Below are 14,227 nucleotides of genomic sequence, written 5' to 3'. Positions count from 1 at the left end.
CACAGAACTGTTCATTTGGGAAGAAAAAGAACAAAAAGTAGCTTTTTAAGCTGCTTTTTTCCTTAGATTTTGCGCTATAGCCAATAACCCCCATTCTATGGACACTTTTTCCTTACCGCGGAGCATAAATCTTCGGAACCCGTGGTTCTGTTTTATGTTTCCAAAGACTGGTTCGACATCGTGACATCGCTGTTTTCTTTTGGCTATACCGACATCGCTGTTAAGCAATCCGTATGCTCTATCTTTATAAGCCTCAAGCTGTTCATTTATCTGGATGATTCTATTGCCCTGTGATTTGTGGCAAGCACCGTTCAATGGGCAGTTTGTGCAGTTTTTTGCCTGATATCTTTTTATTTTTTGCTCGAAACCTGTGGAGGTCTTTTGTGTAAATAGACCTATGCAGTTCATTTCCTGTCCCATTGGACAGATATAGCAATCTTTTGCAGGGTTATAATGTAGTTTATCAACGGAGAATGGCTTCTTGCCCGAATAACTCTTTTTCTGCTCCTTGTCAAACATACCATATTTCACATAGGCCCCAATGTTTTTCCCTTCTAGTAACGCATAGTTCTCCTGGCTGCCATAGCCAGCATCTGCGGTAATGGTTTCAGTATTTCCCCAAAGCTCGCCTCATGTTGTGCCAGATGACCGGGTAGCGTTGTGGTATCTGTGGGGTTGGGATGTATGGTGTAATTGACGATGTATTGATTGGAAGTAGATATCTGAATGTTATAACCTGGTTTTGAGCTGGCCATTTTTCATATGATCCTCTTTCATGCGCATAAAAGTAGCATCGGGATCTGTCTTGCTATAACTATTTCTATCTCCAAGCGTTACTTCCTGCTCTTCATATTGAACAATCTTGGCCGGGTAGTTTTTAGTCGCATAGCGCAACTTTGCCCTCATCTTCTTGCTTACCGAAGGTTTATCGGACAAGACCCGGTTCAGGTTATCGACCGTAGCCTGAACTTTTTCGCGGTCAATTGTTGTCAGATCGGGAGGTTCCGGAAGGTTGTCCTCTGCTTTGGCGATACTTTGGGCGTATTCCCAAATATCTTTTTAAGGCAGCTTTCATCTTCTCCTTATTGGTCTGGATAGCTTTTTTCCAGACAAAGGTGTATTTGTTAGCATTGGCTTCAATCTTGGTGCCATCGGTGTAAACATCTTCTATACTCAGCAGACCTTCTTCGGATAGGAGTTTGACAACTTCTTCAAATACACTACGAAGTGCTTCTTTCAAACGAACGCCTCGAAATCTGTTGATGGTATTGTGGTCGGGATAGCTCATGCCGCTCAGCCACATGAAATTGATGTTCTCCCGGCACGCCGTTTCCAATTTGCGACTGCTGTAGACATTGCTTACGTAGCCAAACACCAAAACTTTCAACAACATCTGCGGATGATAACTGGGAGCAGCCTTTTATCTTATAAGCGTCCAATAGGGACTGGGATGTTGATCCGGTTGATTACATCGTTAACGATACGTACCGGATGACCTTTGGACACCAGTTCGTCCAAAGTTGGAGGAATGGCCATGATCTGGTCCTGATAGTAAGGCTTAAAAGTAGCTCTTTGAGATGGCATATATCCTTTTTGTTTACACTATAAATATATGAAAATCAAACAGTTAAAACAAATAATAAACCTTAGATAATGCAAAAAAAGAGACTGCCTTTTTGAGACAGCCTCTTTTTTTATTGTTAGTCAAGAATAAACTAGATCATTTACAACGAAAGGATTTCAATGATACGAAGCAGATCTTCATTCATTTTTACGTTATGCTTGATGGCGCTCTAAAGGGTGTGAATCTTACTTCACTGCAGATCAGTCCGGCCATTTCACCTCTGCGGCCTTGTAGTAAAGCCTCTACCGCTGCAACTCCAAGCCTGCTGGCCAATACGCGGTCCATGCAAGTAGGGCTTCCGCCACGCTGAATATGTCCTAAAATAGATAATCTAACGTCGTAATGCGGGAAATTTTCCTTGATTTTTTCCGATACCACCATACCGCCTTCTTTGTCGGCCTTCAGCAACAATAATAATGCGGGATGATTTATTTTTACGGGCTTTTGTCAAGTCTTTTCATAATCGCATCATAGTCTACCTCGAACTCAGGAACCAGAACTGCCTCAGCACCGGTACTGATACCAGAACGGACGGCGATAAGACCAGAGTCGCGGGCCATCACTTCGATCACAAAAAGTCTATCGTGAGACTCGGCGGTGTCGCGAATTTTGTCTACGGCTTGGATAACTGTATTAATGGCTGTATCATAGCCAATAGTGAAGTCTGTGCCGGCCAATCGTTATCGATTGTGCCCGGAAGACCGATGATAGGAAAATCGAATTCTTCGATAAATTTGGATGCGCCGGTAAATGTACCATCGCCACCGATAACAACCATGGCATCAATACCGTGGCTGCGTAAATTTTCATAAGCCTGCTTACGTCCTTCAATTGTTTTGAAAGCCTCGCTGCGGGCTGTTTTTAGGATAGTACCACCACGTTGTATGATATTGGCTACAGATTTAGCATCCATAGGGATAATCTCACCATTAACTAGACCATCATAACCTCTGCGTACCCCAAATACTTCAAGATTATTGTAGATCCCCGCTCTAACAACAGCGCGGATACCAGCATTCATTCCTGGAGCATCTCCTCCAGATGTCAAAACAGCAATTTTTTTAATGTTACTCATACGTACTCAAACTTAGCTATTTTTAAGCGTATATACAATTATATTTCCGTTATTAGAAGTCGCCAATATCGCTATTAAGAACAAGCAATCGCTTTATTAACTGCAATTCATCTAAGTGTGAGCTAAAGATAATGCAAATTTAATAATTGCTTGTTCTCTGCTGTTAATCTCGACGGATACCTTCTGCTGTATACAGGCTATTTTTTTGCCTTAAATGCATCAATTCCGCTCTGTAAAAACGCTTTATATTGTTCAATATTTCTATTTGCACCAGACTGAGGTACCAATACCTTTCCAGTGTCGTCTACAATAACATATAACGGTTGTGAATTGCTATTGAACGTCGATGCTTGGAAATCACTGTTTTTATTTCCTATCGTTTTAATCTTTTTGCCACTGTATTTTGATACGAATTGTTCGTTTGCAGGTAATTCTGTTTTATCATCGACAAACAATTCGGCCATAACAAATTCTTCCTTCAATAGTTTGGCAACCGCAGGATCAGTCCAGACATTTGCTTCCATCTCCCGACAGTTAACACAGTTCCAACCTGTAAAATCTATCAATACAGGTTTATTCAGTTCTTTTGCTGTTTCCAAGGCCTGATCATAATCATAATATGGATCAAATCCTTTTGGTGTACCGCGTTCGTGAAAAATCTCCGCGTATTTTTTGACTTTACCATCACTGTGTGCGGGAGCGGCTGCTATTCCTGCCGACAGGTCAAAGTCCTGTGTTGCCGAGGGTGGCAAGAAAGCTGAAATTGATTTTAGGGGAGCTCCCCATAGCCCCGGTACCATATAGATAACGAAGGAGAATACAATGATAGCGAGAATAGTTCTCGGTACGGAGAGGAATTTTAATTCACTGTCATGTGAAAATTTAATCTTTCCAATAAGATATAAGCCCATCATACTAAAGATGGCAATCCATAGCGATAAGAACACCTCCCGATCCAGCCAATTCCAATGGTAGGCCAAATCTACATTTGATAAGAATTTCAGTGCCAGTGCAAGCTCTAAGAAGCCGAGTACAACCTTCACCGAATTTAACCAGCCACCAGATTTTGGCAGGGATTTTAACATCGAAGGGAACATCGCAAATAAGCCAAAAGGAATTGCAAGTGCTATAGAAAAGCCAAGCATACCGATTGCGGGACCTAGGCGTTCTCCTTTTGAGGCCGCTTCGACCAATAAGGTGCCAATAATGGGGCCAGTACAGGAGAAGGAGACCAGTGAAAGGCTGAATGCCATAAAGAAAAGCCCTACGAGACCGCCTTTGTCGGATTTGGCATCCATTTTATTGACAAAAGAACTCGGTAACGTGATTTCAAAAGCACCAAAAAAGGATGCGGCGAAAACAACTAATAAGAGGAAGAATAGGAAGTTAAATACCCCATTTGTGGATAAAGCATTCAATGCATCCGAACCAAAGGAAATGGTAATAATCATTCCTAAAGCGACATAGATCACAATAATAAAGAGACCGTAGAGGAGTGCCTTGCTGATACCGCTTGCGCGGCTTCCAGCCTGTTTTGTAAAATAACTTACGGTAAGTGGGAGCATTGGAAATATACATGGCATGAGTAGCGCTGCGAAGCCGCCAACTAATCCTGCGATAAAGATACTCCAAAGTGATTTTTTACTTGATTCTTGCCCGGAGGGAGCGTTTGCCTTAACAGGAGCTATTTTGCTGCTGTCCTGACTAACCATTGTGTCAGGTGAAGCTGTAAAATTTAGATCCTCAGGTACCGCTTCAACAGCGGTAGCTGTATCCGGTGATGATTCAAATTGAAGTCCTTCTGTACTTGTTAAACTATCTTGTGCGGAGGCAAAAGTTGCTGTCGTTAAAGAAAGACTGAAAAAAGCAATTAAAAGTAGAATGAATGTGTTTTTTAACATGCGTATGAATTTCTGATGTTATGGTCAAAAATAAAAAAAGGCGATGAGAATCGCCTTATTAATTTATCCGTGTAGAATCATTTTTACTATTTGATTGTCACAGCAAAAGCATATTCGTCTGGAGGAAGACATTGTGATGCATCACATGCTTGCCATTCAACAGTGCCTTTAACGGTGGCAGTTCCTTTGTTTAAAGTTACTTTTTGTTGGAAAATTACCTCGTTTGTAAAATAACCAACATCCATCTTAAATACATCCTCGTGTTTTACTTTTGGTTTCGGCTCTGCAGTTTTACCTACCAATGTATAATCTGCCGCTTTAGCAAAGTTGAAAGAAGTTGGAATTGGGCCACCATCTTTCACATTTTGTGAATATATGTGCCATCCATTTTGGATTGTAGCTTTTACATAAACTACAGCTTCTTTGTTATTTAACTTTTTGCTCGCCACAGTCCATTTTACCGGTTTGTGAATCTGAGCGAATGCTCCCGTAACTGCAAAAATTACCACAGTCATTAACAGTATTAACTTTTTCATCAGAATTTAATTTGTTCTTTCCTTTTTCACTACAATGATTGCAGTGTGTTCTTGTTCTTTGATACTTCGGGTGAATAAAGGTTTAATCACGCTGTTGACAAATTTAGAACAAAGGTTTGACAATCCTAAAATGGGTTATCCTTTTTTTGTAAAGATTAAGTAATAAGATGTGTAATTTCTTTGATATCAAATTCGCGCAAGGTGTCTTCCAAAAGAACCAGTAGCTTCCCGTCATTAGACACCTGTTGAATAATGCCAGTTTTTTTGATGCCGTCGACTAGGAATGGTCTTTCTTCACCTCTCCAAAACAATAACGCGTTGTAGCGGTTTAACTGATATTGAGCCCCCTCCTTATACAGGTTCAGGTACTCCTGTTGGATCACTTGGAATAACTCCTGTGCCAGTTCCTTGATGTTGTAATCCTGTCGATCGGTCAGGCAGGCGAGCGAGGTTATTGTTGTTGCTGTGTCAAAATTAATTTGATTAATATTTACACCAATGCCAATAATTGCGTGGTCTATTTTACTGCCTTTTAATTTATTTTCTATTAAAATGCCTGTTATTTTCTTTGAATTGACGTAAATATCATTGGGCCATTTCACGGCTACAGGCTGCTCGGTTTTGCTTTTCAGCCAATTGACGGTTGCAATGGCGATTGTGGCGGAAAGCGCAAATTGTTCCGCTATGGGCAGGAAATGAGGCTTTAAGAGGATCGATGTTGTTAGATTTTTCCCTGGTTCACTGACCCAGGAGCTTCCACGCTGCCCCTTGCCCTGAAATTGTTCTTCTGCTAAAATGGCAGTCCCCTCAGCTAGTGGCTTGAAATTTGACAATAATTCCCTGAGATAATCGTTTGTAGAGGCGACTTTGTCAAGATATATTGTATTTTGACCGATGATAAGTCCCGAAATATTGTTATTTTGCAAACTGAAAGTATTAAATAAATATTAAGTCAAAACTATCACATTTTTTAATGAGTAAAAATAAAAGTTCAGAATTGTCCCAACGTCTATCAGAAATTATCGTTTATGGTATGCAAGAAAAGAAAGCAAACGAGATCGTTCGCTTGGATTTAAGAGATCTTCACAGTTCTGTTTCCGATTATTTTGTGATTTGTCATGCCGATTCTAACATTCAGGTGAATGCGATAGCAAAGAGTGTCGAAGAAGAAGTCTATAAGGCATTTGGTCAAGAACCCCAATATAAAGAAGGACAATCCAATGGTGAATGGTTGATTTTGGATTTTGTGGATGTGGTTGTACATATCTTTAAGACCGAAAAAAGAGCGCATTATGGTATCGAGGATTTATGGGGAGATGCAGAAGTACAGCATTTCCAAAGCGCTTAATTGTCCTCAACGAAAAAATTTATAAAGAAAATATAATTACGATATAATGAAAAAAATCCCGAGTAGTAAGGTAAGCCCGAAACCGCCAAAATTCAATTTTGTGTGGCTTATGATTGCCATGTTTTTAGGTTTTTTTGCCTTACAGTACGTTTTTGGAGAAAGCCCAGCTAAGGAAGTTAGCTATAGTGATTTTGAGACACGTATGTTGAATACAGGCGCTGTAGAGCGTCTCGTCGCCTATAAAAAGAATGATCTTGTCGAAGTGGAGGTCTATCTAAAAAAGGGCTGGAAAGATAACCCAAGTTTTAAAGACGCTACAAAAGCTGCTGATCCGCTTCCAAGTCTATCAGGACAGGAAGACAAGGGTCCACAATATATTTTTAAGGATGCCTCTCCCGATGTTTTAGAAAAGAAATTAGCTGCATCGCAAGCGGAATTAACGCCAGGTACACCAAAGGTCCAGTTGACTTATGATGATCGTTCCAACCCTTGGGCAAGCTGGTTTATCACGTTTATGTTGCCGTTGTTGGTATTGGCTGCAATCTGGATCTTCTTGATGCGTCGTATGGGCGGTGGTGCTGGCGGCGGTGGCGGTGCGATCTTTAATATAGGTAAATCCAAGGCGACGTTGTTTGATAAAGAATCGCAGATCAATATCACATTTAATGATGTTGCTGGTCTTGAAGAAGCGAAACAAGAAGTTATGGAGATTGTGGATTTCTTAAAAAATCCACGTAAGTATACCAATCTAGGGGGTAAAATTCCGAAAGGCGCTTTGCTTGTAGGGCCTCCAGGAACAGGTAAGACTTTATTGGCTAAAGCTGTAGCCGGAGAGGCTCAAGTGCCATTTTTCTCGCTATCCGGATCTGACTTTGTCGAAATGTTTGTGGGTGTAGGTGCATCGCGTGTTCGCGATTTGTTTAAGCAAGCGAAAGAGAAAGCGCCATGTATCATTTTTATCGATGAGATTGACGCTATAGGTCGTGCTCGTGGTAAAAACTCGATGATGGGCGGTAATGACGAGCGTGAAAATACATTGAACCAATTATTGGTGGAGATGGATGGTTTCGGTACGGATTCAGGCGTTATTATTTTAGCGGCTACTAACCGTATCGATGTACTGGATACAGCATTGTTGCGTCCAGGACGTTTTGACCGTCAAATTTCTATTGATAAACCGGATTTGATTGGCCGTGAGCAAATTTTCAAAGTGCATCTAAAGCCGTTGAAATTATCGGCTGAGGTCGATGCAAAAAAATTATCGGCGCAGACACCTGGTTTTGCGGGAGCTGAAATTGCCAACGTGTGTAACGAAGCAGCCCTTATTGCTGCCCGTAAAAATAAACCCGAGATTGATATGCAGGATTTTCAGGATGCCGTTGATCGTGTGATCGGTGGTCTTGAGAAGAAAAACAAAATCATCTCTCCGGAAGAGAAACGTATTGTTGCTTATCATGAGGCTGGGCACGCTATTGCGGGCTGGTTTTTAGAGCACGCCGATCCTTTGGTAAAAGTGTCTATTGTACCACGTGGTGTCGCTGCTTTGGGTTATGCACAGTATCTTCCCCGTGAGCAGTTCCTATATACGACAGAACAGCTTATAGACAGTTTATGTATGACTATGGGTGGTCGTGTCGCTGAAGATATTACTTTTGGAAGAATTTCAACAGGTGCTCAAAATGACTTAGAGCGTATCACGCAACTTTCTTATGCGATGATTGCAATCTACGGTATGAATGATAAAGTTGGAAATGTTTCCTTCCGAGATAGTTCTGAGGCATCTTTCCAAAAGCCGTATTCTGACAAAACGGCAGAGCTGATTGATGCAGAGGTACGTAACTTAATTAATGACGTCTATGCACGTACCAAACAGTTATTGCTGGATAAACGTGAGGGTTTGATTAAAATAGCAGAAAAGCTATTGGAAAAAGAGATTCTTTTTCAGTCGGACTTGGAAGAGATATTAGGTAAACGTCCATTTGAAACCAAGACTACTTACGAGGAGTTTGTGAATGGTGCTGATGGTGGTGGAGTTCCACAGACAGATTTACCGTTGGATGTTCATCCGGACGAAGCGCGATCTAACGAAGGGCAGAGTTCAGAAACACCCTCCAATAATTTGAATTAATTTGAATGCTGCAGCGCTAGAGTGATCTAGCGCTGCATTTATATATATTTGCGCCATGAACGTGAAGAACGCAACAGCGAAAGAGATAATGTTAAAACGGGTACGTCAGGCATTACTACAGAAAAACGATAATCCACATCCCAATTTCAAAGAAACGCCGCTTTATAAAGAAGAGGATGAGTTGGTGGATATTGTTTTTGTTCGCGAATTGACTGCTGCGGGAGGCAAGTTTCTGTATTGTGATGGCGAGATCGGTCTGATTGAAAATCTGATTTTATTGACCGAGGAGAATAATATCAAAAATATATACGCTTGGGAACAAGGTGTTCAAAATTTACTCAGTCCATATGGTTTCCCTTTTTTAAAAACAGCGGAAGATTTTGAATCAGCAAATGCGAGCATTACCTCATGTGAAGCATTGGTTGCACGTAATGGAAGTGTTATGGTGAGTAATGCAAATGCTTCAGGACGCAGGTTGAGTATATATCCTCCAATTCATATTGTCATTGCCAAAGCTTCGCAATTGGTTTGGGATCTAAAGGATGCTTTAGCCTATATGCAGAAGCGTTACGGTCAGGAAATACCGACAATGATTTCGACAATTACCGGCCCCTCCAGGACGGCTGATATTGAGAAAAGATTGGTTTTGGGTGCACACGGACCAAAAGAACTTTACGTTTTACTTTTAGAGGATCGATTCTAGGAATTACTATGCTATTATATTATCTAACAGAAATGCCTATTGCGAGTATTATTTTCTTTTTTACGCTCGCTACCAGTATCTATACGTTTTCACATGAACAACTTTACGGTAAACTGATGTTGCATCCGTATAGTATCGCACGTAATCGAAAATGGTATACCATCCTTACCAGTGGCTTTGTGCATAAAGATTGGGGGCATCTGCTGTTTAATATGCTTACCTTCTATTATTTTGCATTTGGTTTGGAGCGCATACTTGCAGAAGCAAGTCCATACGGTCATATTTTATTTGCCGTAATCTATGTCGGTAGTTTGATCTTGAGCGATATTCCAACAATCATCCAGCAAAAAAATAACCCCGGTTACTATAGTTTAGGCGCTTCAGGTGCGATTTGTGCGGTTCTGTTTAGCTACATTCTTTTCGATCCGAAAATTACCATTGGTGTGATGATGATTATACCGATGCCGGCTTATCTGTTTGCATTTTTGTTTTTAGGTTACTGTGTGTGGGCGTCAAAAAAAGCGCAAGATGGTATAAATCACGATGCTCATTTCTTTGGCGCATTGTCGGGTCTGATCTTGACGATTATCTGTTTCCCTTGGGTTATTAAGCATTGTTTGGCTCAGTTTTAAAATTTTCCACCCCAGGTTTCCCGATCTAAATTTCTATACTGGATCGCTTCGGCGAGATGATGATTTTCGATCATTTTACTTTGCTCCATATCAGCGATTGTTCGAGCAACTTTGAGTATTCTATCGTATGCTCTTGCAGATAGGCTCAGACGTTCAATAGCCGTTTTAAGTAACTTCCTTCCGGGCTCATCAATCTGACATATTTCTCGGGTCAATTGTGTACTCATCTGGGCATTACAATGGATGTCTGGGAAGGATTTAAAACGTTCTTTCTGGATTTCGCGTGTCTGAATGACCCGACGGCGTACCGTGCGGCTATCATCTATAGAACGTGTTGTATTCAATTCATCAAATAGCACGGGGGTGACTTCGATGTGGAGGTCTATACGGTCTAAAAGTGGTCCTGATATTTTGCTTAGATAACGCTGAACGGTGTTAGTGCCGCAGATGCATTCTTTCTCGGGGTGATTGAAATAACCACAGGGGCAGGGATTCATGGCAGCAATGAGCATAAAACTTGCGGGGTACTCGACGGTAAGTTTAGCTCTTGATATCGTAATTTGACGCGATTCAAGTGGCTGACGCATGACTTCGAGGACGCTCCGTTTGAATTCTGGCAATTCGTCAAGGAATAATACGCCATGGTGGGATAAAGAAATTTCACCCGGCAATGGATTTGAGCCGCCCCCTACCATGGCCACATCGGATATTGTATGATGTGGAGAACGAAAGGGCCGTGCAGTGACGAGGGAGTCTTTCGCCTTTAGATTTCCAGACACAGAGTGTATTTTGGTCGTTTCCAGCGATTCGGTCATATTGAGTGGGGGAAGGATCGTTGGTAGTCTTTTTGCCAACATGGTTTTTCCTGCTCCTGGTGGACCTATTAAAATAAGGTTATGTCCACCAGATGCTGCGATTTCCAGCGCTCGTTTGATATTCTCCTGTCCTTGTACATCAGAGAAATCGACGTCATAAATGGCCGTATCATCCTGAAAAAATGTTTGTATGTTAACTTTTGTAGGCTCGATTGTTACAGTATGATTGAGAAATTCCACTACTTGGGTCAGATTTTCTACACCAATAACATCGATTTCAGTGACGATAGCTGCCTCTTTTGCATTGGCTTTAGGTAATATTATTCCTTTAAACCCTTCTTTGCGCGCCTGTAATGCAATTGGTAGAACACCACGTATGGGCTTAATACTTCCGTCTAATGATAGCTCGCCTAAAATAAGATAGTCTTCCAGACGGATATTTGTGATTTGGCCGGAAGATGCTAATATGCCTATTGCAATTGATAGGTCGTAACTTGAACCTTCTTTACGAATATCTGCGGGTGCCAAGTTGACAACGATCTTTTGGCGTGGCATGTGAAGTTGACAGGAATTAATGGCACTTTCGATACGTCTTAAGCTTTCTTTAACGGCATTGTCAGGCAGGCCAACGATATAATAATGGAGGCCAGTAGATACGATTACCTCGACGGTAATAGTGCAGGCATTTATCCCATAGACGGCGCTGCAATAGGTTTTATTTAGCATAATTTTCATAATCGACTGATTTAAAGATACTAAAAAATTGAGTAAGTTAATAATTGTCGGGTGAAATATTGATGGAGGATCTAAGATTACCGAAAAAAATGATTATATTGTTAATATAGTTCCTTATTAATAAAGGATAAAAAGCATTGTTTGGCAAACGATTTGCTTTGTTAATTGTATTATTAACGAGGACTAGATTCTTCGTAATAGATTTAGAACTTTAAAAGAAAAAGAAATGAATGACACAAGTAAAGTAGCTTTGGCGTTATTAGCCGGTCTTGCCGCGGGTGCAGCTTTGGGAGTTTTATTTGCTCCAGACAAAGGGTCGGATACAAGAGATAAAATAAATGATTCATTAAGCGATTTGAGTGATGCTATTCGGGAAAGAGCAGAGGAGCAATTTGATCAGTTGAATGATTTCAAAGAGAAGATTGTTTCTACGTTAAAAGGGAAGTTAAATCAGGCAGAAGAAGTGCTGGATGATGATATCATCGAACATGCATAGTTCGCAGATTATTCAAAAGAATAATTGGTGTAGAGTACATATTATCAGGCTATTTCGCGAGATAGTTGTTTTTACGATAGCTGCGCGCTCTTCATGGGTATAGAGTAGTGCTGTGTTGCGGTTATAAGATACAGCGTTTTCGTTTTTTTAGTTATGGGCTGAAATAGCCTGAATAAATTTTAGATGCATGGAAGAAGAAAAATTTTCACTAAGTGGTACGTTTCAAAAGACCAAGGAGTATATTGACTCCCAATTTAAACTTGTTAAATTAAAAACAATTGAACGATCATCTCGTTTAATTGCAAGCTTAGTGGTAGATGCAACTAAGCTTATTTTTACTTTATTTGTTCTGTTTTTCTTATGCTTAGCACTAGGTTTTTGGCTGGGAGAGTTATTGGGTAGTTATTCATTAGGTTTTTTGGCAACAGCAGGTATCTTCTTAGTGATCATTATCCTAATCCGCGTTTTTGAGCCTATGCTGGAATCAAAATTTATGGATCTCTCCATTCGACGTTTTTTGGCTAAATGGAACGATGAAATTGAGGAAGAAGAGGAAGAACTGCATAAAGAAAAACTTGATAGAGAAAGGGCTACAAATGAACAATAAACAGACCAAAATACGTAATTTACAGGAACTTAAAGCTGAAATATTGCGCTTAAAGACATTAAAGAATGAGCAGGAGCTATATCTAAAGGCTCAATTTACATTGCTTAACAATAAAATAGAGGCCCCCATCCGTTTTTTTAATTCCTTAAAAAATAATATCCCGGGTGCGAATATTATACAGCAGATGTTTGCCAAAAGTAATAATCCAGATTCTGATTGGTTAACGAAGATCTTACGTATTGGGGTTCCCTTTGTTATGAATAGGTTGTTCCTAAAAAATACGGGCGTTTTAAAGAAAGCGCTGATGTTGCTGTTATCAGAGCGTGCTGTCGGCCAGATCAATCAAGATAAAATCACCGGCCTCATCGGTAAATTAACGAGCTTTATTCGTCCCAAGAAAAAGAAGAAAAATAAAGCTGCGGAAGCTGAAAATGCAGTGATCAAGGATGAGGTTAACGAGTACGGAATTCCTTCCTATAGCGAGACCTACTAATGCGATCGCGTTGGATTTATTCAAAAGCATTTGCTTCTTTCTTCAAAAAATCCGCATAAGCTAGTTGAATGCCTTCCCGAAGGTTAACTCGATGTTTCCAGCCCAGCGCATGTAGTTTTGAGACATCCATGAGTTTTCGCGGTGTTCCGTCAGGTTTGGAACTGTCGAAGGAAATAGTTCCCTGGTAACCAATGACGTCTTTAATCAATTCGGCAAGTTCCTTAATGCTTAAATCTTCGCCAATGCCAATGTTGACAAATTGTTTCTCGTCGTAATTATTCATTAAGAAAACGCAGGCATCTGCCAGGTCATCGGAAAAAAGAAATTCCCGTAAGGGGGTCCCTGTTCCCCAGATCATAACTTCAGGGAGCTGATTGATTTTAGCTTCATGAAATCTTCTGATCAAGGCCGGTAAGACATGTGAATTTTGCGGATGGTAATTGTCGTTAATTCCGTAAAGATTTGTTGGCATAACGGAGATATAATTGCATCCATACTGATCCCTGAAAGCTTCCGCCATTTTTATTCCCGCGATTTTAGCAATTGCGTAAGGCTCATTTGTAGGCTCCAGAGTACCCGTGAGTAGCATGTCTTCATTCAAAGGCTGCGGAGCCATTTTTGGATAGATACAGCTTGAGCCTAAGAACATTAATTTTTTAACCTTATTATCGTAGGAAGATTTGATGACGTTATTCTGTATAGCCATATTCTCGTAGATAAAATCAGCGCGATAGGTGTTGTTCGCCATGATCCCGCCAACTTTGGCTGCGGCTAAGAAAACATAGTCCGGTTTTTCCTGATCGAAAAAATCAGCCACTGCTTGCTGATTGCGCAGATCTAATTCGGAAGATGTGCGTGTGACAATGTTGTTGTACCCAAGCTCCGATAGTTTGCGATGAATTGCCGATCCGACCATTCCACGATGGCCTGCTATATAAATTTTAGCGTCTTTCTCCACGATAAGTTATTGATTCCTGCAAACTTAGATAAATTGCTTTTTATATGCAATATAATTCGCCCGTGTGGATGCAATTTATGCATTCCTGTGTCTGCTACAGGACTTCAGATTGTTCTGTAATTACCGGTATTCGTGCTGTCTCTCAGATTTATTTTTTTTAGCGGGAATATAAGGTT

The 14,227-nt window shown here is 40.6% G+C and carries 12 protein-coding genes and 2 pseudogenes; 7 read left to right on the top strand and 7 right to left on the bottom strand.

Annotated elements, in window-relative coordinates; genetic code table 11:
- Positions 1-45: 45 nt before the first annotated feature.
- The 5 genes and pseudogenes from DTA23_RS14020 to DTA23_RS14000 form a co-directional block, all read right to left on the bottom strand.
- A pseudogene (locus tag DTA23_RS14020) lies at positions 46-1,584 on the bottom strand (IS1182 family transposase).
- A gap of 140 nt (positions 1,585-1,724) precedes the next feature.
- Positions 1,725-2,699 (bottom strand): annotated as a pseudogene (gene pfkA, locus DTA23_RS14015) (6-phosphofructokinase).
- Positions 2,700-2,896: 197 nt separating this feature from the next.
- Positions 2,897-4,600, bottom strand: coding sequence for a protein-disulfide reductase DsbD family protein (locus DTA23_RS14010; protein ID WP_112375079.1), 1,704 nt, complete (start codon positions 4,598-4,600; stop codon positions 2,897-2,899).
- Positions 4,601-4,686: 86 nt separating this feature from the next.
- Complete coding sequence (locus DTA23_RS14005; RefSeq protein WP_070561447.1) at positions 4,687-5,136, bottom strand: protein-disulfide reductase DsbD domain-containing protein; 450 nt, start codon at positions 5,134-5,136, stop codon at positions 4,687-4,689.
- A 155-nt stretch (positions 5,137-5,291) separates the two neighbouring features.
- The gene (locus DTA23_RS14000; RefSeq protein ID WP_083295773.1) at positions 5,292-6,062 is read right to left on the bottom strand and encodes a biotin--[acetyl-CoA-carboxylase] ligase; all 771 of its coding nucleotides are present in this window, start codon (positions 6,060-6,062) and stop codon (positions 5,292-5,294) included.
- Positions 6,063-6,109: 47 nt separating this feature from the next.
- On the opposite strand from DTA23_RS14000, the gene rsfS reads away from it, so the two are divergent.
- The 4 genes from rsfS to DTA23_RS13980 are packed head-to-tail and all read left to right on the top strand — an operon-like array spanning position 6,110 to position 9,947.
- Positions 6,110-6,484 (top strand): ribosome silencing factor, encoded by a 375-nt coding sequence (rsfS, locus tag DTA23_RS13995; protein ID WP_046673130.1) that lies wholly within the window; start codon positions 6,110-6,112, stop codon positions 6,482-6,484.
- A gap of 46 nt (positions 6,485-6,530) precedes the next feature.
- Positions 6,531-8,612, top strand: coding sequence for an ATP-dependent zinc metalloprotease FtsH (gene ftsH / locus DTA23_RS13990; protein ID WP_112375078.1), 2,082 nt, complete (start codon positions 6,531-6,533; stop codon positions 8,610-8,612).
- 55 nt (positions 8,613-8,667) lie between these two features.
- The gene (locus DTA23_RS13985) at positions 8,668-9,315 is read left to right on the top strand and encodes a LutC/YkgG family protein (protein WP_070561445.1); all 648 of its coding nucleotides are present in this window, start codon (positions 8,668-8,670) and stop codon (positions 9,313-9,315) included.
- Positions 9,316-9,323: 8 nt separating this feature from the next.
- A complete protein-coding gene (locus tag DTA23_RS13980; RefSeq protein WP_070561442.1) occupies positions 9,324-9,947 on the top strand; it encodes a rhomboid family intramembrane serine protease in 624 nt (207 codons plus the stop codon).
- Here DTA23_RS13980 and DTA23_RS13975 read toward each other — a convergent pair.
- Positions 9,944-11,488 carry a YifB family Mg chelatase-like AAA ATPase gene (locus tag DTA23_RS13975; protein ID WP_070561518.1) on the bottom strand — a complete coding sequence of 515 codons (1,545 nt, stop codon included), beginning with the start codon at positions 11,486-11,488 and terminating at the stop codon, positions 9,944-9,946. The genes DTA23_RS13980 and DTA23_RS13975 overlap by 4 nt on opposite strands.
- Before the next feature lie 235 nt (positions 11,489-11,723).
- Between DTA23_RS13975 and DTA23_RS13970 the strand changes: the two genes are divergently transcribed.
- The 3 genes from DTA23_RS13970 to DTA23_RS13960 all read left to right on the top strand — a co-directional run bounded on the left by DTA23_RS13970 (position 11,724) and on the right by DTA23_RS13960 (position 13,093).
- Positions 11,724-11,993 (top strand): YtxH domain-containing protein, encoded by a 270-nt coding sequence (locus DTA23_RS13970; protein ID WP_070561440.1) that lies wholly within the window; start codon positions 11,724-11,726, stop codon positions 11,991-11,993.
- 187 nt (positions 11,994-12,180) lie between these two features.
- A complete protein-coding gene (locus DTA23_RS13965) occupies positions 12,181-12,600 on the top strand; it encodes a hypothetical protein (protein WP_070561438.1) in 420 nt (139 codons plus the stop codon).
- Entirely contained in the window at positions 12,590-13,093 is a 504-nt protein-coding gene (locus tag DTA23_RS13960) for a hypothetical protein (RefSeq protein ID WP_070561436.1), read from the top strand. The genes DTA23_RS13965 and DTA23_RS13960 overlap by 11 nt, the downstream gene beginning before the upstream one ends.
- Positions 13,094-13,109: 16 nt before the next feature.
- On the opposite strand, the gene fcl is transcribed toward DTA23_RS13960, so the two are convergent.
- The gene (fcl, locus tag DTA23_RS13955) at positions 13,110-14,051 is read right to left on the bottom strand and encodes a GDP-L-fucose synthase (protein WP_070561434.1); all 942 of its coding nucleotides are present in this window, start codon (positions 14,049-14,051) and stop codon (positions 13,110-13,112) included.
- Between the last annotated feature and the right edge of the window lie 176 nt (positions 14,052-14,227).

Source organism: Sphingobacterium multivorum, assembly GCF_900457465.1.
Classification (GTDB): Bacteria; Bacteroidota; Bacteroidia; order Sphingobacteriales; family Sphingobacteriaceae; genus Sphingobacterium; species Sphingobacterium multivorum.
This window is presented reverse-complemented; position numbering and strand designations above follow the sequence as displayed.

What these genes read in the sequence shown, in the direction of transcription:
- DTA23_RS14010 (WP_112375079.1), bottom strand. Translation starts at nt 4,600, where the DNA reads ATGTTAAAAAACACATTCATTCTACTTTTAATTGCTTTTTTCAGTCTT.
- DTA23_RS14005 (WP_070561447.1), bottom strand. Translation starts at nt 5,136, where the DNA reads ATGAAAAAGTTAATACTGTTAATGACTGTGGTAATTTTTGCAGTTACG.
- rsfS (WP_046673130.1), top strand. Translation starts at nt 6,110, where the DNA reads ATGAGTAAAAATAAAAGTTCAGAATTGTCCCAACGTCTATCAGAAATT.
- ftsH (WP_112375078.1), top strand. Translation starts at nt 6,531, where the DNA reads ATGAAAAAAATCCCGAGTAGTAAGGTAAGCCCGAAACCGCCAAAATTC.
- DTA23_RS13985 (WP_070561445.1), top strand. Translation starts at nt 8,668, where the DNA reads ATGAACGTGAAGAACGCAACAGCGAAAGAGATAATGTTAAAACGGGTA.
- DTA23_RS13980 (WP_070561442.1), top strand. Translation starts at nt 9,324, where the DNA reads ATGCTATTATATTATCTAACAGAAATGCCTATTGCGAGTATTATTTTC.
- DTA23_RS13975 (WP_070561518.1), bottom strand. Translation starts at nt 11,488, where the DNA reads ATGCTAAATAAAACCTATTGCAGCGCCGTCTATGGGATAAATGCCTGC.
- DTA23_RS13970 (WP_070561440.1), top strand. Translation starts at nt 11,724, where the DNA reads ATGAATGACACAAGTAAAGTAGCTTTGGCGTTATTAGCCGGTCTTGCC.
- DTA23_RS13965 (WP_070561438.1), top strand. Translation starts at nt 12,181, where the DNA reads ATGGAAGAAGAAAAATTTTCACTAAGTGGTACGTTTCAAAAGACCAAG.
- DTA23_RS13960 (WP_070561436.1), top strand. Translation starts at nt 12,590, where the DNA reads ATGAACAATAAACAGACCAAAATACGTAATTTACAGGAACTTAAAGCT.